The sequence below is a fragment of the Dactylosporangium sp. NPDC050588 genome (assembly GCF_040654975.1).
Taxonomy (GTDB): Bacteria; Actinomycetota; Actinomycetes; order Mycobacteriales; family Micromonosporaceae; genus Dactylosporangium; species Dactylosporangium maewongense.
In genome coordinates, this window is record NZ_JBFAJA010000039.1 from 1 (window position 1) to 16,666 (window position 16,666).

Genomic DNA, 16,666 nt, shown 5'->3' on the forward strand with positions numbered 1-16,666 from the left:
CAATCGACCGGCTGGCTGTCGCCCCATCCCCAGCACAAGACGATGACCATCGACCCGCTCGGCGGCTACCCAGACTGAACATCCTCATCTGCCGCGACCCGGGCGTGGGCAGGTCAACCGAAGATCGTCACGTCTCGTAGCGTCCCAGGCGGCGCCGTCCGCCGTGGCTGACGCACGCCGGTGCCTTACGGACGACTGAGGCTGGGACTCGACGTTGTGCGGTTACCACTCGGCGTGCTGCTGAGGCCACAGACCAACCCGCACGCTTACTGCGGTCGCCGCCAGATGTTGTTGGCTCGCCGCCACTCCACCTCATTGAAATCGGTGTAGGTGACACCGTTGATCGTAAATGTTCCCGTGCGGGTACCACGAGAGGCCAACCACTGTTCCAAGGTGACCTTGGTCGGATCGCTGGTCAAGCGCTGTACCTGATCATCTTCGCCGCGTTCCATCCGTACAGAGTAGAGCTCGATCAGCCATGACTCCGTCGCTGCCTCCCCTCTCGCCAGTCGGGCGGCGGTGACTGAGGAGATCCGCCTGGACTTGATCGCTTGCGCGCACATCAGCGTAAGGCGTTTTGTGTCAAGGCTTGGTCGGTGCCTCGTCCGTCGTCTGTCCCTGCATAGCTAATGGGGTTGGTCCCGGCAGCGTGTGATCGGGTTGAAGAGACGACGGGCGGGGCTGCCCATGATGTGCGTCGAGGTAGCCGTGGTTCCTCAATGCCGCGTGGGGCTCGCCCCGACCCAGCTTGACGGGCCGTCTGTTCAGGTTAGGCGGCGATAGGTATCACCGTGCGACGTTGGGAGCCGTGAGTGGCGATGACCGGGTCTCAGCGGCGGCCGGTGGTGATGACGGCGTGCAACTGCCGCAGGATCGCCGCGGCGATCACCGTTTGGGCTTGGGTGGCGGTGAATTTGTTCTGCTCTCTGGTGGTCAGGTGGGTGAATCTGGCGGCGTAGACGGGGTTGGCGCGTTGCGCGCCCCAGACCGCCCGCCATGCAGCCAACCTCAGTCCGGGGCGGCCCTGCCCGGTCAGTTTCGTGCGGCCGACGAAAGTGCCGGAGAGTTTCTCCCGTGGTGCCAGACCGGCGTGTTTGACCAACGCCCGGGCGGACGCGAACCTGTTCGGGTCGCCGGTCTCGGCCAGGATCGCCGCCGCGCCGATCGCGGACAGGCCGGTGATCGAGGTGACGAGGTCGGTCAGTTGGAGGTCGTCCAGCACCGTTGTCATCCGGGTCTCGGTGTCGGTCAGCCGGCGGTGGGTCTCAAGCCAGTCGCCCAGCAGCAGCGCGACCCGTTCCAAGGCGCCCCGGCGGTGGGTGATGACACCGGCCGGGTCGCTCAGCGCCGCGAACAGCGCACGGACGATACGCATGCAGGGTTTCTGCCTACCCCGTCGGACGATCTCCCGGCGCACCGCCGATTCCAGCCGTTCCAGGCCCAGCCGGCGGGTCCGGGCCAGGTCCCCGCCGTCACGCTGCACCACCACGCTCATCGCCGCGGTCCAGGTCAAGGAACGAAACGGTTGCCGTGCGGTCGACAACGCAGCGGGCCAGACACACTCCAGCAGCGCTCGCATCTGCTGGACCTGGCTGCCCGATTCCACCAGCAGCTGCACCCGACGTGCGCCCAGATGCCGTAGCCGGCCCCACGTCTCATCTATCGGTTCGGGAATGTAGCAGCGCAACTGTGCTGCCAGCCGGGCGATGATCACAGCGTCTTTCTCATCGGTCTTGTCGAAGGTCAGATCCTCGCTGCGCCGCGCCCATGACGTCAACATCGGCTGGACACACACGAACGGCATCCCACGCTCGGCGGCCAACTGACCCAGCACCCGCCAACGGTGACCGGTCGGCTCGCACGCCACCGTCACCCCCGCGAAGCCCTTCGACGAAGCCTGATTACCCGCCCAGTCCAACGCCACCCCGAGATCCCACGCATGGCATCTGAATGTCTTACGTGCCAACACTTTCGAGTCATGGTCGGTGACCACGACCATCTGCTTCTCATCCGCCAGATCGATACCGACGATCGCGTTCGAGACCGGCACCAGCAACCGCAGCCGGGTAAGGCGCCCGTTGCGGTTGCGATCACCCCGGGACACGCCGCTACCGTTACCCATGAACGTCCTCCTCCTGCGATGGGACACCAAGCCCGACAAGCGCATCAGGAGGACGTTCCTACATCCTGCATCGACACGCAGAACGTCTTTCTATGCCGATCGCGCGCTGCGGCTCATCAGTGATCGTGACGCTCCGTACCCCGCTGGGGCCAGCGTGACTCTCGGGCCCGTGCGCACTCGTGCCGATGACAGTGAACGAGATCATGGCTTCGCCGCACAGGGATCTGAGTCCTGGCCGTTCAGGGACGTGGCGATGACGATCCCAACTGGACCGCTCCTCGTCCGCATCCAGCGCGGCGGGTAACACTCAGCCGGCGCGGGTGAACGCGACGTCCAGCACGGCGTCGAGGACGAGATATCCACCGAATCCGGCGACGGCAGCCGGTACCAGACCTATGAGACCGTACAGCCGATCGCGGGCGCCGCGGCCCAGGACGGGCGGGACGAGCGCGCCGGCCACCGAGACCAGCAAGGCTTCGCCCAGCGGCCGGTGGCTGGCCAGCAGGTACGCCCCCTCCGCGACGAAGACGCCGCCCAACAGGCACAGTGCGGCCACCCGCCGGGCGCGCCGTTCGTCACGCCACCATGCCCCCGCTGTGGCGAACAGTGGTCCCGCGGCCAAGCCGACCAGCGCCCACCCGGCCGGTCCGGTGACAACGGCCGGACTCACGGCGCGGTGCTCGAACACCACCAGCGAGCCGTAGAAGCCGGCGACCGCGCCGACGAGGACCGCTGTACCAGCGAGCCAGGTCCGCCAACCGCCGTCGCGCAGCACGGCACCGGCGGCGAACGCACCGACGACCCAGATCGCGCCGGAGTTGACCAGGCGGCTGGAGTCGCCGGGCAGGACACCGTTCAGCAGCAGCGACACTGAGCCCAAGGCCACGCCGCCGAGGGCCGCCAACAGGAAGCTACTTCTGAACGCCATGGGAGTGGATGCTGGCATACCGTTGCCCGGCAGTGCGCGTGGAAGACGGCACACTCGCACATGCCGCAGGTTACGCGCGGCCGCCGACATCCAGACCGTCACGCTTCGTGACAGCAAGCGGGCGTGTCGGACCACGAGCGCAGTGCTCGCCCGTGCCGATGAGCGCGTCCGGTGAGCGGGGTCCAGTGCGTCTTAAGCTGGGCCGGTGTCTGATACTGATCATGTCCGGCTGGAGCGAATCGCCGCTAAGCTGGCGGCGGCGCGCGCCTTGCCGACGTTGCCGGACGCCTTCGGTGTGGACGGGCACAGGTTCGACCTCGGTGCGCCTGCTGCTGAGGCGGCTGTGGTCGATTGGGAGGAGCGTCACGAGGTCGCGCTTCCCGCAGCGTACCGGTTGTTCGTCACGGAGTTGGGCGACGGCGGAGCGGGGCCTGGCGGTGGCATGCTGCGGCTACTGGACTCCTGTGATGACGAGGGGTGCCAGCCGGGGCACCTGGCCCTGCCCAGTCCGTATCTTCCCGGACCGCGGTACTTCGGCGACTGGGAGCAGCGGTACGAAGATCCGCCCGGCCCGGATCGGGTATTCCTGCGGGGCACGCTGCGGATCGCGTGGCACGGATGCTCGCTGTGCACACGGTTGGTCGTGACCGGGCCGGCCAGAGGACGGCTGTTCAACCTTGACATCGACGGACCGGTCGGCCCATACGTGGCCGAGGACGCCGGCTTCCTCGCCTGGTACGAGCGTTGGCTGTACGAAGCCGTTGCGGGGTACGACGTCGGCTGGTTCGGGGAACGGCTTCCGCTCGATGAACCGGCTCTGGTCGCGGTACTCGCCGGCGATGCATCACCGCAGCGGCGTGCCCGCGCCGGCGAGTCGCTGCTGCAGTTGGCGGCGGTCAGCGACCGGGGCTGGACAGCCGTGGCCGACGCCGTGAGCAGCGACGAGGACGCCGGCGTTCGGGCACAGTTGTTGTCTCTGCTGCGGTGGCCGACCCGCGACCGCTACCGCCGGCTGGACAACGCGGAGGCGGCGGCCGACGCGGTCGCGCGGTACGCCAGATCACGACCACGATCGGACCTGCGAGCCCTTGCCGAACTCCGCAAACTGACCTTCGCTGATGTCGCACCGGAATTGTCCAGTCCCGATGTCGAACAGCGCCGTTGCGCGGCGTACCACCTGGCCTGGGAGATCACGGCGAAGGGCGTCCCGCAGCACGTACTTGAGGATGAAGCCGGCAGGCTGCTGGACGATCCCGACCCGTTGCTGCGGTCACATGGCGTCGCCGCGGTCCGCCGGTACGACCTCGCGCGGCTGCACTCACGCCTGCGTCGGATGCAGCGAGTCGAGACAGATCACTGGGTTCAACACTGGCTCAGCCGGTGCCTTCACCAGCCAGCCGCACACCAGCGCACCTCGCCCGACCAGTTCGATCCCGACGCTCCAGCGTTCGTGCACCGAGCCGGGTGACACGCAAGAACCGCTATCCGGATCTAGCCACGATCCTCTCGCGAGCCGGGGTGCTGGTGGCGTGTGCAGGTCGTCTCTGGCATCGTCATGAACGTGTCCGAGTCGGAACGGCCTGCATGGAAGTCCACCGCTCGTGCGCTGGTGCTGTACAACCCGAAGGGCGAGTGGCGCTTCGCCGTCTACCACGCCCGGAGCACCAGCGACGGTGTGCTGGTTGACGTCCCGGACGAGGCGGCTCCGGCGGTCGCACAGGCACAACTCATGTAACCGGTGAACGGCACCAGCGCCACCCCGAACGCCGCCACCACCGCACCCAGCAGCTGCTGCCCACGGTGGCGCCCAAACTCACGAACGAAGCCATGAATCCGGCCCGCTTCGAAGTATCGCGAGTCGGGTCTTGACGGTTCGACCGTCCTCCACGCCGCGCGGTCGTGGTGGACCGATGACGGCACGGCAGTCATCGGTCGTTGTCGAACAACGTCCAGGCGGTGACGTGTTCATGGGGTTCGCCGGGTGTGCCCGTTGACCGGCTGACGCGGTGTCGCGCCGTACAGCAGCCGCAGCAGGTCGGCGTACCCGGATTCGGTGCCGATGGCCTGCCGTTGTTCAGGATGCGTGAGGTAGTAGTGGAGGGTGTGCACGAGGAACAGCGCGTTGACGGTGTCCGTGCTGATCCGCCGGCTGGTGGCCAGTCCACGGCGGCGGACCAGTTCGGGCTTGGTGTACTCGAGCCGCACTGACATGGCGGACGGTGTGGTCGGCGGCAGTGAACTTGGCGACAGGGCGTCCCACGGCACGGTGACGGAGCCGAGCGGGTTGCGTTCCGTGAGCCCGTCCCGGTCAAGCCACACACCGCTGCCGCGCCATGCCGCCGCAACGAGCAGCGCCGCCAGCACGACCAGCACGACAGCGAGCACGTCCAACGTCCTGGACATCGGGTCCCAGCCGGGATCGTCCTCCCGGCCATGCGCGCCCATCCGGGCGGTGACCTGGGCCGTGCTGATCAACGCGATGCTGGCAGCGGCGAAAACCTGACGGGGCTGCGGAACGGTACGAAACGCTGCCGACCGGGCATCGACGACGAACGCCGCCGGCCGGGGCCGGACCATCGCGACGGTCGCCAGCACGCTGAACGTGAGCACGAGCAACGACAGCACCGCCGGAATCGCGTACCTGGTGTCGCTGTCCGGCGCCGCCAGCTGCTGCACCCCGACGGATCCCACCGCGATCAGGACCAGACCTCCGGTCACCGAACGCGGATGACGCCCGATGCCGTCGAAGATCACGGAGAACATCCCGGCAGGGTACGGGGATGCGGCCGGCGCTGGCCAGCATGTGCGACGCTTCGGCTCGGCACCCGCCGCAGGTGCGGGTTCCAGCTCCAGCGGACTTCACGACCGCTGCGGGGACCACCCTTCAGGACACATTTGCCCAATGGGGGCATGACCTCCGCTCTGTCCGGATCGGTGTGCTTCGTTCCGTCGTAGCACGGCTGCGCAGCTTGATGCTCCTCGGCGTCTACGTGCCGGGCAGCAGCCGCAGTCCGAACGCGGTTGCGCGGTTTGTCTGCGACCGCGCCCAGGTCACGGTCAGGGACGCGCTCGCCGAGACGCGCGACACGACGCGTCGGTTGTATCCGCTCATAGCCGCGGACAGTGCTCGCTGCATGGAGCCGATACTCTCGTCGGGTGGATGATCCGTCCCAGTTCAGCGACGTCACCTGTTCTCTGTGCGGCCGCCACAACCGGCATGTCCGGGTCGTATCCACCGAGGCCGGGCCGATCATCTGCCAGGTGTGCGTCGCGAAGTGCGCTGAGATCTTCGACGAGGAGGTCGGGCTGACACCACCGCACGGCGGCTGGTCTCAGCGCTGGCCGTTGAAGAGCTAGCAAATTCGATGTCGCACCGTCCGCTCATGCCGCCGAGCAAGAGCGCCGTGGTTCTCAACCTTCGCTACGGTCCGTGCTCGGCATGCGGCCAAGGATCCGCGGGCTGCGTGCATTCATCAGAAATGATGACGGTATGGACCTTTTTCCAGTACATCGGCGGATCTTGTTCACGTCAGTTGGCTGAGGTCGGGCCTTCGTGAGGGCCGCATCGTGGGCGCGGTGTTGGCGGAGCCAGCTGCCCGTCACCGTCCGACGTCTGCACCGCGCTGATCACCGCAGGCGGTGGCCGCACCTTCGCGGGTTGTACTGTGCGCGGATGTCCCGAACATCGCGCACCGCGGTCGCCTTCGGGCTGACCTCGGTGGGCCTCGCCGTCCTCGGCCTGGCGGTCCTGCTCTACGGCACCTACATCGGAGTCCGGGACACCTACGTGATCCTGTCAGCCCCGTACGTCGGCGATCCCCTCCCCGCCGACATGCTCGATGACCTGCTCACCGCCGCCGTGCTCGAAGCCATGCTGCCGGCGACCCTGCTGGTGGCGGGGGTGCTGGTGTGCGCGGGGCTGGTGCTGGCGGGCCGGGACGCCGGGCGCACCGCGCTGGTATGGCTGTGCGGCGTCGGGTCTGGCGTGACCCTGGTGCAGTACGCCAATCGCGGGCGCCTGCTGGGCAGTTGGGACTTCGTCGTGCGGATCGGCCTACCGGCATGGGTCGGCGCGCTCGGCGTGCTGGCGGCCATGATCGGCCTGGCCGGGGCGGTGGTCAGCCTCGGCGTCCCGGCCGCCCGCCGGGCGTTCGCGGCGACCGGCACCGACCAGTCCGGCATCGAGCAGGCGGGCCGGGCTGGACCGCCGGCACCGTTGCGGGCGGCGGTGTCACGGTTCGCGGTGGGCGGCGTGCTCGGTCTTGCCGGGGCCGTCTTCACCATCAGCGGCGGCCTGTCGAGCGGCGGCCTGGGCAGCGGCGGTCTGGCGGACTTCGCCAGCGCTGCAGGCCTCATCTTTCTGGCCGGCGTCGGCGCGATGGCTGTCACGGCCGCCGGCGCGTGCTTCGCGGCGTGGGTCGCCGGGCGCGGCTGGCCGAATGGGGCGCATATTGCCCGGATCGCCGGGGTGCTACTGCTGCTCCTGCAGGTGTTGTCCCTGTACTGGGCCACCCGTACCACCGCCACCGGCGTGCGCCACAGCTCCTTCCTCGACAGCGACCTCAAGCTGATCGGCACGCTGATGCTCGTAACCACCGTAGCCGGCATCACGGCCACCCTCAGCGGGTTCGCCGGACTGGCCGACCCGCGCAACGAGCGGTTCCTGCGACCGGCCAGCCGCCGCCCGCATCAGGGTCAGCAATCCTGGACGGCAGCCAATCCACGGCCTGCGGACGATCCGGCGCCGGCGGGCGGCTACACCGTTCCGTAAATGTGGCTGCGCTCAGGCGTGGCAGGCAGCGGATGCTGCAACGGTTTGACGTCCTCCACCGAACCGGCGAGCTCCGGAAGCGCATACTCATCTGCCGCTTGATCGCATGCTCGGGCGGCCGAAGCCCTGCTACGCGTCGGGTGTGGCGTGTTCTGGCCGACTCGCCGATTGTCCACACCAGCAGGTACCGCGAGACTCGCCGCATGTCTCTGGAGGACGAGTTCGAGACGGCCTGTTGGGAAGCAATCGACGCCTGCAGCAAGCTGTCGCCGCCCTACCACCCGACCGCATGGCAAACGATGATCAAGAACTACGGCGCGGTAGAGGCCGCCCGCAGGCTTGTCGTGAGCGGTGACATCCAGACAGGGTTCGAACGCCTTGTTCGTGCCGGGCGCCCAGAGCTGACTATCGAGTATGCGATCACCGACCCGTACTGGCGGCCGCTGTTCGGCCCGCAGCATCGAGAAGCCGCGCAATGGCGACTAGATCGGGCAAACGTCGTACGCCAGTAGGCCAGCTCAGCCCGGCTGGTCTGCTTGGCATTAAAGGCCTGACAGGTTGATCACATGCACTCTCATGCCGCTGGTTGCGCGCGGCGCCGGCACCGTGGTCGTCGAACCGAGCGGCAGTCCTCGGCGACGCCGACGCTTCTTATCGTGCCGATGAGCAGCAGTTAGCCACGCGAGCATCGACCGAGTCGCGTTTGCCCACGCGGTTCAACGGGCAGGTCAGGGATCATCGACGGGTGGAAGACATCTCAAACGGAGTGGAGCTGCAGATCTGTGAACTTCGGGCCTTCAACCGGGCCGAGGCGACTGCGACCGTGCGTAACCTCCGCGGGCCGGTTTTTCGCAGTGCGCGGTTCTGCCGGGTCAGCGACTCGCCGGATCCGATCGACCTTGAGCTGACCGAAATCAGCTGGTACGGCAGAGCGGTCGACGAGATCCCCACCGGTCACACAGCCCTGGTCACGCCTCGTGGAGCAGCCGCGTCGATCCTCCGATCCGGCAACCTATCCGACGGATGGCAGTGCATCGAGGGCTGTAACACTTGATCGACGACGTCATCAACCGCGGGCCGGCACCGACATCCTCATCTGCCGCCGACCGCGTGCGGCGCCTCGCTGGCGACTGGCGCCCCCTGTACGCCGCTGCCCTGGTCCACGACTCGTATGCCAGGCGCTTCGTGTGTGACCGGGCTGCTAGACCCGGACCAGTCCCAGTACACCCTGACCCGGACCGCCAACCACAGCACCGGGCAGCGCCTGCGCCTATGCCGCGGACTGGCTCGTTGCCGTCACCACCAACGTGTAATGCGCATTCACCTCGAAGGTGCCCGACTTCCCGTGGACGCGGACCTTGTGTTCGCCGGCAGCGGGTGGATCGATCCGGGCCCAGAGCCCGCATGCATCGCCTCGGGTCTTGCCCGAGGTGTCGGTTACCGGGTTGCCCGGCCCGGCCATGAACGTGATGGCTTCGCGCTCGATGCGCTCGAGAGGTACCTCCGCGCCGTCGAACTGGATCGAGCCGGTGACGCCGGCCATGAAGCTGCGGCAGTCGTCTTCGTCGCCACTGACCAGGTTGATCGCGGGCGCGACAAGTCGCACGCCGAGCGGTACAGCGCAACGCCGCTGTACCTGACCGCCGAACGTACCGGCAAGGAACCACACATCACCGGGCTGGTTGCGTGCGCAGTGCGTGCCGGCGCGGTCGGCAACCGGATTCGTGTCGACGGGTTCGGTGGCGGCCCACTCCCACCAGCGGGCCTGAATCGAGCGTTCCGCCGGCGATGCCTTGGGCTCTGCGGTGCCAGCTCCGGTCGGTCCATTGCAGCCAGCGAGGACGACACCACACGAAGCCACGGCAATGATCCGACGCAACATGACCGAGACGATAGCGGGCGCATCGACCGTTCACTGCCCTTTGACCAGGTGCCGCAGCCAGCCGCCGTGGATCAACCTTGATCAGCTGCGCGCTATGCCGCGATGCGGGCGCGTTGGGCTCCCGTACATCGAGCCAACGCGAGGAGGCCCCGGCCGCTGAGCCGGGGCATCCTCAATCGTCTACTTGAACGCGAAACTGGCTTCTACGATCAGCGATCGACCGGTTGCGCTGCGCGTTTGCGGTTCTGTGACGGGCCCCCGGCTAGAGACAAACCTGCACGGCTTGACCGTGCCGTTGCCTGGGTTGAGCTGGGCTGATGCGTGGGTTGACCTCGTGTTCGAGCCGCCAGAGCGGTTGCAGGTTGGTGGTTCCGAGCGGGCCTCGTGCGGTGACGGCTGGCCCGTTGTCGGTGCTCGCATCGCACCCTCACCGTGGTCGACCACGACGCACTCATCTGGTGACGACCGTGCAGCTGATCGTGCCAGTTGTTGCCCGACGTTATGTTTGCGTCATGCTGCTGGCCAAGGGGCAGAACATGACGCTGCCGGTTGCGCGTATGCGCGTCGTGATCGGCTGGCGTCCGGGTGCGGGTGTGCCCGAGGTGGACGGTTGTGTCCTGGTGCTCGGTGCCGGCGGCAAGGTGGGTGGCGACGCGGACATGGTCTTCTACAACCAGCCCGCGCATCCGAGCGGCGCGGTGCGCCACGAAGGCAAGGCGGCGGGTGGTGAGACGCTCGCGATCGACCCGGCCGGCCTGCCGCCGGCCGTGGACCGGGTGGTGATCGGCGGCTCGACCGACGGTGGCACGTTCGGGTCGGTGCCGGGGCTGCACCTCGCGGTGCTGGACGCGGTGAGCGGGGCCGAGATCGCGCGGTTCCAGGTCGGCGACGCGGCGAGCGAGACGGCGTTCCTGTTCGCGGAGGTGTACCGACGCGGCACCGAGTGGAAGCTGCGTGCGGTAGGGCAGGGGTACGCGTCGGGGCTAGCGGGATTCGCGCAGGACTTCGGCGTGACGGTGGTTGAGGAGGAGGGGCCGGCACGCGCGGTCCCGCCCGGGCCGCCGGTCCCGTTCGGGCCGCCGGTCCCGTTCGGGCCGCCGGTTCCGTCTGGGCCGCCGGTTCCGTTCGGGCCGCCGGTCTCGTCTGGGCCGCCGGTTCTGCCCGCGCCAGCGGCTCCGGCACCGGCCTGGCCACCGCCCCCGGCCGGGCCAGCGTCGACGCCCGTCGATCTCCGCAAGCGTGAGCGGATCATGGGCATGGAGAGGCGGGTTGCCGCCACGTCCCCGTACCTTTTCTCGCTCACCAAACAAGCCGCCGTCAGCCTCGCCAAGCGTGGCCTCGACACACACACCGCCCGCGTCGCGCTTTGTCTGGACATCTCCAACTCCATGCAGGCGCACTACAGCAGCAACAAGGTACAGGCGCTCGCCGAACGGGTGCTCGCGCTGGGCATGCGCTTCGATGACGACGAGCGGGTGGACGTGTTCGTGTTCGGCAGTAGAGCGTCCGACAAGGGGCCGCTTGCCCTCGTCAACGCGCAGGAGTACGTGGCGCGCGCAGTGAACCCGAAAAAGCTGGCGTGGAGCACCCGGTACGGCGCCGCGATGAAACTCGTGCGCCGGAAGTACTTCGGCAGCGACGCGTACCGGCGCGTGCCGATCGCCGCCCCGACGCCGGTGTACGTCATGTTCGTCACCGACGGCGAGCCGGACGACCAGGACGTCGCCGTCGAACAGCTCCGGTCCAGCTCGTACGAGCCGATCTTCTGGCAGTTCATGGCGGTGGGCGGACGGGTCGCATTCCTGGACAGGCTGGACGACCTCGACGGTAGGTACCTCGACAACGCCGACTTCTTCTCGGTGAGCAGCCCGACGGCAATCGCGGATGAGAAACTGTTCGAACTGATGATGGCCGAGTATCCGGGCTGGCTGCACCGGGCCCGCCAGGCGGGTCTGCTGCCGCCGGCCTGAGCGCCGAGTGCCACGGCGGGTTCGACCAGGCGATCCCAGCCGCCTCATCGAGCGTCGCGACGCCCTCCAGCCCGTGCGTGACGCCGCTACGGAGCCATCGGCCCCCAGCCGCGCTCTCCCGCTCACCGCGCCGGAGACCGCCGCGCGGGCCGGCGGCACCGTGACGACAACCGTGGCCACAGCGGCGGCGATCTCCTGACCACGATCTTGGTGTGCGGATCTGCAGCCACACGCGCACTAGCGTTCATTACCCCGGGTGACGCACGGTGATTTATGGCTGCCACCATCGTCCCAGCCGTCAGCGGCGGGTCCCCGATTCCACCCGGACCGCGGCGAGTGGATCGAGGTCATGGTCGGCGCGTGGACTCCTACAGTAACGAGACCCGCGAAGGTGTGGCGTTCACCCCACCACCGCCCGCAGATCAGCTACGGCCGGTGATGCGCATTGCGCCAGGGAACCGGTCCACCGCCAAATGCCGGTAGCCGACGGTCAGCGCCGCCGTCGGCAGGCCGAGGCTTCGCATGATCGACTCGTGGTGCCGCTCGGCAAACACCAGGTCCTCGGGGTCGGCTTCCCCGCGCAGCGCCACCCCGATTCGGTCCGGGTCCGCGACATCGGCGGCGAACACGGCGAACGCGGCCGGGTCGGCACCGGCCGGCCCTTGCGGAACCGGCGCCCCGTCCGGCAGTACCTCCCCGTCCAGTTCGGCCCGGAACCGGCCGTCATCGTCCTCGAACCACTCGACCGCCATCTGCACCTTCGACACGTACCGGTGGACGCGGTGGCCGTCACGGTAGACCAGGCACACCACCAGGTCCGAGTCCGACACCTCCGACACCAGGACCGGACAGCGCAGTTGCCCGCTCACCGCCGCCGCGACCGGCCGCACGTCGGCGACGTCGTAGTCGCCCTCACGGGGCACGACCGCCACCCGCCGGTCGGCGACGGGCACGACGACCGCCTCAGCACCAGTCGCGGTCACGGCCCGCACGACGGCATCGAGGTCTGCCGCCACAAGGATCGTCTCGTAGCTCGTGCCCACCGTGTCACTCCGCCCCAAGTTCGGCAGCGTCGCGCAGGACGACACGCAACGGGTTCTCGCCGTGCATAGGCCGCCCCAGGTCGCGGGGCAGCCCGGGACGCAGCGCCGGGGCCACCGCCTCGAACACTCGGCCGAGGGCTACGTCGTCGAACTCGCGGTAGTCGTCGGTCGCCTGCAGCCACACGCCACCGCCGGCCAGCGGCCGCACCTGCGTGAACGCACCACTGTCCCGCAACCGCGACACACCACCGACCCGGGGCAGCAACTCCTCCGGCACGATCGTCACCCACGAATACCCGCGCAGATACCGACGGCACTCGTTGAGGGCATACTCGCGATACCGGGCGGCGAACGGCATCGTGGTCGGCACCGCCCGCTCCAACGCCGTGGTTCCCCCGTCGTAGTACAGGCTGATGTGACCGAACCCGGGATTGACGCGGTCGGCGAAGGTGAACAATGCCTCCAGCCACAGCCGCTGCTCGTCGAGACCGGTCATTGGGTCGAGGAACGACGACACCAGCGGATTGCCGGACAGGGCCAGCCACCCCGGCGACTTGACCGCGTCGTGGGTCACGTCCAGCACCAGAGTCTGCCAGCGGCGGGCGCCGTGCTCGTCATGCACACCGCACCACAGGTCAGCCCGCGACGGCTGCCCCTTGCCCAACTCTGCCCACAGCCACTGCAGACCGGCCGTACTGCAGTTGCGGGTCGTCTCCCGGTAGCCACGGGTCACGCCGAGCACACCGAACGGCGTGCCCGGCTCACCCGACGCCGCCAACTTCGCCGGCTGACCGGCAAGCGCGGCACGAACCTGCGGACGGATGGCGGCAGACATCTCGTCGATCCACCGACAGGTCAACTCGGCGAACGCACCGGCGGACGCGTCGACGTCCAGTTGAACGTCCATCACCAGCGTGTCAGCCATCGTCACCCCTCCACTACCGCGATCTCAGCCGCATCGTCGTCCTGGTACGCGGTGACGACGACTGATGAGTCGTCGCCGAGCGTCATACGCAGGCTGAGCAGTTGCAGACACGGTATGTCCGAGCCGCCGAACTCAAAGTCGTTGTCATCGCCGCGAACGGCCATCTCGATGCCCTGCCACGAGCCGACACCATGGCCTTGCAGGGCAAGGAACGCTGACACCTGCCACTGAACCCAATCGCCGATCATCGCGATAGTGTCCTCTGCCCGCCCGACCACCGGTGACAATTCCGGGCCCAGATGCGCGACCAGAGCGAGGGATACGACTCGGCACACGGCATCCTCTTCTGCCGCCGAGGGTGAGCGCGAGTTCAACCGTGTCCGTCACGCCGCGTGATGAGGTCACGCGGCGACCGGCGCGCTGAACTGCCGGTGAGCGCACACTGGATCTTCTGGGGTAGCCGCCCCCCGCAACCCGGCGTTCCGATGGTACGCTCCTTTTTTGAACAGGTTCAAAAAAGGAGCTTCATCATGGTAGGGCTCGATCCAAACCGTGCGACATGGCGGCAATTGGAGTCAGCTCGTCGTCCGGTTGTCGTGATCTTGTGACTAGCCGAATGCTTACCCCCTGGTGGCAGGCTCGGACCGTGTCCGCTACCGCCAGCACCGGCAGTACCGCGGCGACGCCGATCCTCGACTTGGCCAGCGTCCCGGTACTCGAGCTGATGGCCGACCTCGAAACCGCCATCGATCCGTTGACTCGGCTACGTCGTGCGCACGGTCTCATCGCGGCCCGGGTTCGACCCGTCTACGCCGTCGATGATCAACAGCCGGTTTCAGAAACATTGACTCGTGGCCGTGGGTCCTGCAGCCAACGACTCGCGGTGCTGGAAGCGGTTGCCCGGGCGATTGGCGTCGCCACCCGCTGCCGGGCACTGCTGATAGACGGGCGTTTCTGGTACCCGCGTTTCACACGGTTCCGCCATCTCGTCCCCAGTGAGGTACTGCTGGCCTGGCCCGAGTTCTATCTCGACGGCCGATGGGTCTCCACGACCGAGCTGTTCGGCTCCGTCGAGCAACTCAGTGCCAGCGGTGACGCCTTCACCAACAGCGGCGGTGAGACACTTTTTGACGCGGTGGCACGCACGGCTGTGGACTGGGACGGCGTCAGCAGCACACCGGGCGCCTGCTCGGCATGCGACCTGTCCGCGGCAGTCCTTGCCGACCTCGGCCACTTTGACTCCCGAGATCAACTATTCGCCACACACGGCCAGACCATGTGCTGGGGAGCTCGGACCCTCACCGCACCGATCCTGAACCGCTGGACAGCGAGGCACAATCAACCAAACTGATTTCAACAGGTGAGACCGAGCTGCATTTCCCGATCTCCGGTATTGGTTTGCACCAACACGACATCGCCGACCGACGGGTGCCCCGGGCACGGGACGACTGATGATCACAACTTCCGGCGCTCCCGCCCTCGGCTATCCCAGCCATCCAGATCCAGGGGCCTAACCTCTCTCAAGATCACACTTCCGCTCATTCCGCTGGTCGAGCGTCTCGCGGGCAGCAGGCCAACGGCCGCATGCGTCGTGGGTTCAGCCAGGTGACGCGCCAGCCGCTCGTTCGAGGGCGGCGCGGATCGGTCGACGTCGCTCGAGTACCGCCGCGTAGCCGTCCTCCCAGAGTCCCGGCAGCTCCGAGTTGGCGCCATCGATACGGTCCAACGCCCGTAACGCCAACGACGGCAGCCCGTCCGGCACGTCGACGCTGCCGCCGGCTTTGATGAAGTCCGGCACGTACGGGGAGTCAAGGCGCGGGCCGCCGGGCAGCTGCGTAGCGATGACAGCCGCCGCCGCGATCGCCTCAACAGCGAAGTCGCTGTCCAGGTACGTTCCGGCATCGTGACCGACCACGACGGTCAACGCCTGGCGAACCATCGCTACCCGTCGGCCCGCCGGAGCATCGTGCAGCTCACGGCACCAGTCGGCAGCGGTGTCATTGTCCAGCGGACCCATGTCCCAAGTTCCCACGCCACGATCATCACCGATCCGGTGGGCAAGCTCGTCATCACGCCTGCCATGCACGACGATGCAGGCCTCCTGATGGCCGGACGGCCTCGATCACGTGCGCGCTCATGCCGCAGATGTTGCGCGGCGGCGGGCTTGAAGGTCATCACGCTTCGTGGTGAGCGCCCGTGCGCGTCGAACCGTGCAGCTGCGCACACTCGTGGCCGATGAGCGGGTATGCGATCTTGTACGCGGACGATGTCTTGAGCCGAGCTTCTGTCAGGGCACTGCCGAGCCAGCCAGGGGCTGGAATTGCAGCGGCGAGGCGATTGCCTGCCGGGACCGTCAATCAGATGCGCGAGGCCGCGGCCAGGTCACAGGTTCGGCGCCCGGTCGTGCTGATGAACGCGCGACTCGCAATGGGATACTCAGCGTATGGCGGGTTCGTGGTGGGCTTTCGGCGTTGGTGTCGTATTTTCGGTGGTTGGCACTGTATTACAGTTTCATGCGAGGCCAGGCCGAGAGACTTGGCCGGTTGCGGTGTGTGCCTAGATGTGGGTAAGGATCTGGCGGACCGGATGGCCGAGGATGATCGCAAGCTGGGTAAGTTCGTCTGGGTTGAACTGGCACTCGGCGCGAGCCGGGTTGGCGACAGCGATCTCGAAACGGGCAAAGCCGCACGGCCAGTCGAACCCCAGGGTGTCGAGCGGTACCGGGGCGCTGCAGCAGGGCACGGTCACGTTCAGGTTGTCGAACTCGCCCTCGGTCTCTTCCAACAGGTCGGAGTACCAGTCGACGGGGATGTCGCTCCCGCAGCGGGGGCAGGTGATCCGCTCAAGGTTCTCGCCGGCGTCGACCGCGGTGATCCGGTCGTAGAACTCCACGGTGACTTCCTGTTGTACGCCGTCGGGGTCCGGGAACACTCGCCAGACGTATGCTTCGGCCTCGTTCGCCGCCTCGGGAGTCGGTTGCCAGGTGGCGTTGGTCGGGATCGCCGAGGCGTAGAAGTCACTCATG

Annotated in this window: 19 protein-coding genes; 9 read left to right on the top strand and 10 right to left on the bottom strand. The window is 67.7% G+C overall.

Annotated elements, in window-relative coordinates; all coding sequences use genetic code 11:
• Positions 1 to 266: 266 nt before the first annotated feature.
• The 3 genes from AB0I21_RS26365 to AB0I21_RS26375 all read right to left on the bottom strand — a co-directional run bounded on the left by AB0I21_RS26365 (position 267) and on the right by AB0I21_RS26375 (position 3,050).
• Complete coding sequence (locus AB0I21_RS26365; RefSeq protein WP_360565009.1) at positions 267 to 452, bottom strand: hypothetical protein; 186 nt, start codon at positions 450 to 452, stop codon at positions 267 to 269.
• Between the two features lie 377 nt (positions 453 to 829).
• Entirely contained in the window at positions 830 to 2,122 is a 1,293-nt protein-coding gene (locus AB0I21_RS26370) for an IS110 family transposase (protein WP_360565011.1), read from the bottom strand.
• A 307-nt stretch (positions 2,123 to 2,429) separates the two neighbouring features.
• Positions 2,430 to 3,050 (bottom strand): DUF6518 family protein, encoded by a 621-nt coding sequence (locus tag AB0I21_RS26375; RefSeq protein ID WP_360565013.1) that lies wholly within the window; start codon positions 3,048 to 3,050, stop codon positions 2,430 to 2,432.
• Between the two features lie 205 nt (positions 3,051 to 3,255).
• On the opposite strand from AB0I21_RS26375, the gene AB0I21_RS26380 reads away from it, so the two are divergent.
• The gene (locus AB0I21_RS26380; protein ID WP_360565015.1) at positions 3,256 to 4,518 is read left to right on the top strand and encodes a hypothetical protein; all 1,263 of its coding nucleotides are present in this window, start codon (positions 3,256 to 3,258) and stop codon (positions 4,516 to 4,518) included.
• A 93-nt stretch (positions 4,519 to 4,611) separates the two neighbouring features.
• Positions 4,612 to 4,785 carry a hypothetical protein gene (locus tag AB0I21_RS26385; RefSeq protein ID WP_360565017.1) on the top strand — a complete coding sequence of 58 codons (174 nt, stop codon included), beginning with the start codon at positions 4,612 to 4,614 and terminating at the stop codon, positions 4,783 to 4,785.
• A gap of 230 nt (positions 4,786 to 5,015) precedes the next feature.
• Here AB0I21_RS26385 and AB0I21_RS26390 read toward each other — a convergent pair whose 3' ends face one another.
• Positions 5,016 to 5,645 (bottom strand): hypothetical protein, encoded by a 630-nt coding sequence (locus AB0I21_RS26390; RefSeq protein WP_360565019.1) that lies wholly within the window; start codon positions 5,643 to 5,645, stop codon positions 5,016 to 5,018.
• A gap of 7 nt (positions 5,646 to 5,652) precedes the next feature.
• Here AB0I21_RS26390 and AB0I21_RS26395 point away from each other — a divergent pair, with 7 nt between their 5' ends.
• The 5 genes from AB0I21_RS26395 to AB0I21_RS26415 all read left to right on the top strand — a co-directional run bounded on the left by AB0I21_RS26395 (position 5,653) and on the right by AB0I21_RS26415 (position 8,875).
• Complete coding sequence (locus AB0I21_RS26395; RefSeq protein ID WP_360565021.1) at positions 5,653 to 5,781, top strand: hypothetical protein; 129 nt, start codon at positions 5,653 to 5,655, stop codon at positions 5,779 to 5,781.
• A gap of 425 nt (positions 5,782 to 6,206) precedes the next feature.
• Entirely contained in the window at positions 6,207 to 6,407 is a 201-nt protein-coding gene (locus AB0I21_RS26400; RefSeq protein ID WP_360565023.1) for a ClpX C4-type zinc finger protein, read from the top strand.
• 361 nt (positions 6,408 to 6,768) lie between these two features.
• Positions 6,769 to 7,821, top strand: coding sequence for a hypothetical protein (locus AB0I21_RS26405; RefSeq protein WP_360565024.1), 1,053 nt, complete (start codon positions 6,769 to 6,771; stop codon positions 7,819 to 7,821).
• 203 nt (positions 7,822 to 8,024) lie between these two features.
• Entirely contained in the window at positions 8,025 to 8,333 is a 309-nt protein-coding gene (locus AB0I21_RS26410) for a hypothetical protein (RefSeq protein ID WP_360565026.1), read from the top strand.
• Between the two features lie 233 nt (positions 8,334 to 8,566).
• Positions 8,567 to 8,875 (top strand): hypothetical protein, encoded by a 309-nt coding sequence (locus tag AB0I21_RS26415; RefSeq protein ID WP_360565028.1) that lies wholly within the window; start codon positions 8,567 to 8,569, stop codon positions 8,873 to 8,875.
• A 216-nt stretch (positions 8,876 to 9,091) separates the two neighbouring features.
• Here the strand turns inward: AB0I21_RS26415 and AB0I21_RS26420 are convergent, their stop codons facing one another.
• Positions 9,092 to 9,703, bottom strand: a complete 612-nt coding sequence (locus AB0I21_RS26420; protein WP_360565029.1) for a hypothetical protein — start codon at positions 9,701 to 9,703, stop codon at positions 9,092 to 9,094.
• A 512-nt stretch (positions 9,704 to 10,215) separates the two neighbouring features.
• Between AB0I21_RS26420 and AB0I21_RS26425 the strand changes: the two genes are divergently transcribed.
• Complete coding sequence (locus tag AB0I21_RS26425) at positions 10,216 to 11,673, top strand: VWA domain-containing protein (RefSeq protein ID WP_360565031.1); 1,458 nt, start codon at positions 10,216 to 10,218, stop codon at positions 11,671 to 11,673.
• A 422-nt stretch (positions 11,674 to 12,095) separates the two neighbouring features.
• Here AB0I21_RS26425 and AB0I21_RS26430 read toward each other — a convergent pair whose 3' ends face one another.
• The 3 genes from AB0I21_RS26430 to AB0I21_RS26440 are packed head-to-tail and all read right to left on the bottom strand — an operon-like array spanning position 12,096 to position 13,889.
• Complete coding sequence (locus AB0I21_RS26430) at positions 12,096 to 12,716, bottom strand: hypothetical protein (RefSeq protein ID WP_360565033.1); 621 nt, start codon at positions 12,714 to 12,716, stop codon at positions 12,096 to 12,098.
• Positions 12,717 to 12,720: 4 nt separating this feature from the next.
• Positions 12,721 to 13,641: a hypothetical protein gene (locus AB0I21_RS26435; protein WP_360565035.1), complete on the bottom strand. Its 921-nt coding sequence runs from the start codon at positions 13,639 to 13,641 to the stop codon at positions 12,721 to 12,723.
• A gap of 2 nt (positions 13,642 to 13,643) precedes the next feature.
• Entirely contained in the window at positions 13,644 to 13,889 is a 246-nt protein-coding gene (locus tag AB0I21_RS26440) for a hypothetical protein (protein ID WP_360565037.1), read from the bottom strand.
• A gap of 398 nt (positions 13,890 to 14,287) precedes the next feature.
• Here AB0I21_RS26440 and AB0I21_RS26445 point away from each other — a divergent pair, with 398 nt between their 5' ends.
• Positions 14,288 to 14,992 carry a transglutaminase domain-containing protein gene (locus AB0I21_RS26445; protein WP_360565039.1) on the top strand — a complete coding sequence of 235 codons (705 nt, stop codon included), beginning with the start codon at positions 14,288 to 14,290 and terminating at the stop codon, positions 14,990 to 14,992.
• Positions 14,993 to 15,238: 246 nt separating this feature from the next.
• Here the strand turns inward: AB0I21_RS26445 and AB0I21_RS26450 are convergent, their stop codons facing one another.
• Together AB0I21_RS26450 and AB0I21_RS26455 are read right to left on the bottom strand one after the other, a co-directional pair.
• Positions 15,239 to 15,673, bottom strand: coding sequence for a DUF4259 domain-containing protein (locus AB0I21_RS26450; protein ID WP_360565041.1), 435 nt, complete (start codon positions 15,671 to 15,673; stop codon positions 15,239 to 15,241).
• A gap of 524 nt (positions 15,674 to 16,197) precedes the next feature.
• On the bottom strand, positions 16,198 to 16,665 hold the full coding sequence (locus tag AB0I21_RS26455; RefSeq protein ID WP_360565043.1) for a hypothetical protein: 468 nt from the start codon (positions 16,663 to 16,665) through the stop codon (positions 16,198 to 16,200).
• Position 16,666: the final 1 nt, after the last annotated feature.

Excerpts from the sequence above, each read along its gene's own strand:
- AB0I21_RS26365 (WP_360565009.1), bottom strand. The coding sequence starts at position 452 with ATGGAACGCGGCGAAGATGATCAGGTACAGCGCTTGACCAGCGATCCG.
- AB0I21_RS26370 (WP_360565011.1), bottom strand. The coding sequence starts at position 2,122 with ATGGGTAACGGTAGCGGCGTGTCCCGGGGTGATCGCAACCGCAACGGG.
- AB0I21_RS26375 (WP_360565013.1), bottom strand. The coding sequence starts at position 3,050 with ATGGCGTTCAGAAGTAGCTTCCTGTTGGCGGCCCTCGGCGGCGTGGCC.
- AB0I21_RS26410 (WP_360565026.1), top strand. The coding sequence starts at position 8,025 with ATGTCTCTGGAGGACGAGTTCGAGACGGCCTGTTGGGAAGCAATCGAC.
- AB0I21_RS26420 (WP_360565029.1), bottom strand. The coding sequence starts at position 9,703 with ATGTTGCGTCGGATCATTGCCGTGGCTTCGTGTGGTGTCGTCCTCGCT.
- AB0I21_RS26425 (WP_360565031.1), top strand. The coding sequence starts at position 10,216 with ATGCTGCTGGCCAAGGGGCAGAACATGACGCTGCCGGTTGCGCGTATG.
- AB0I21_RS26435 (WP_360565035.1), bottom strand. The coding sequence starts at position 13,641 with ATGGCTGACACGCTGGTGATGGACGTTCAACTGGACGTCGACGCGTCC.
- AB0I21_RS26440 (WP_360565037.1), bottom strand. The coding sequence starts at position 13,889 with ATGATCGGCGATTGGGTTCAGTGGCAGGTGTCAGCGTTCCTTGCCCTG.
- AB0I21_RS26455 (WP_360565043.1), bottom strand. The coding sequence starts at position 16,665 with ATGAGTGACTTCTACGCCTCGGCGATCCCGACCAACGCCACCTGGCAA.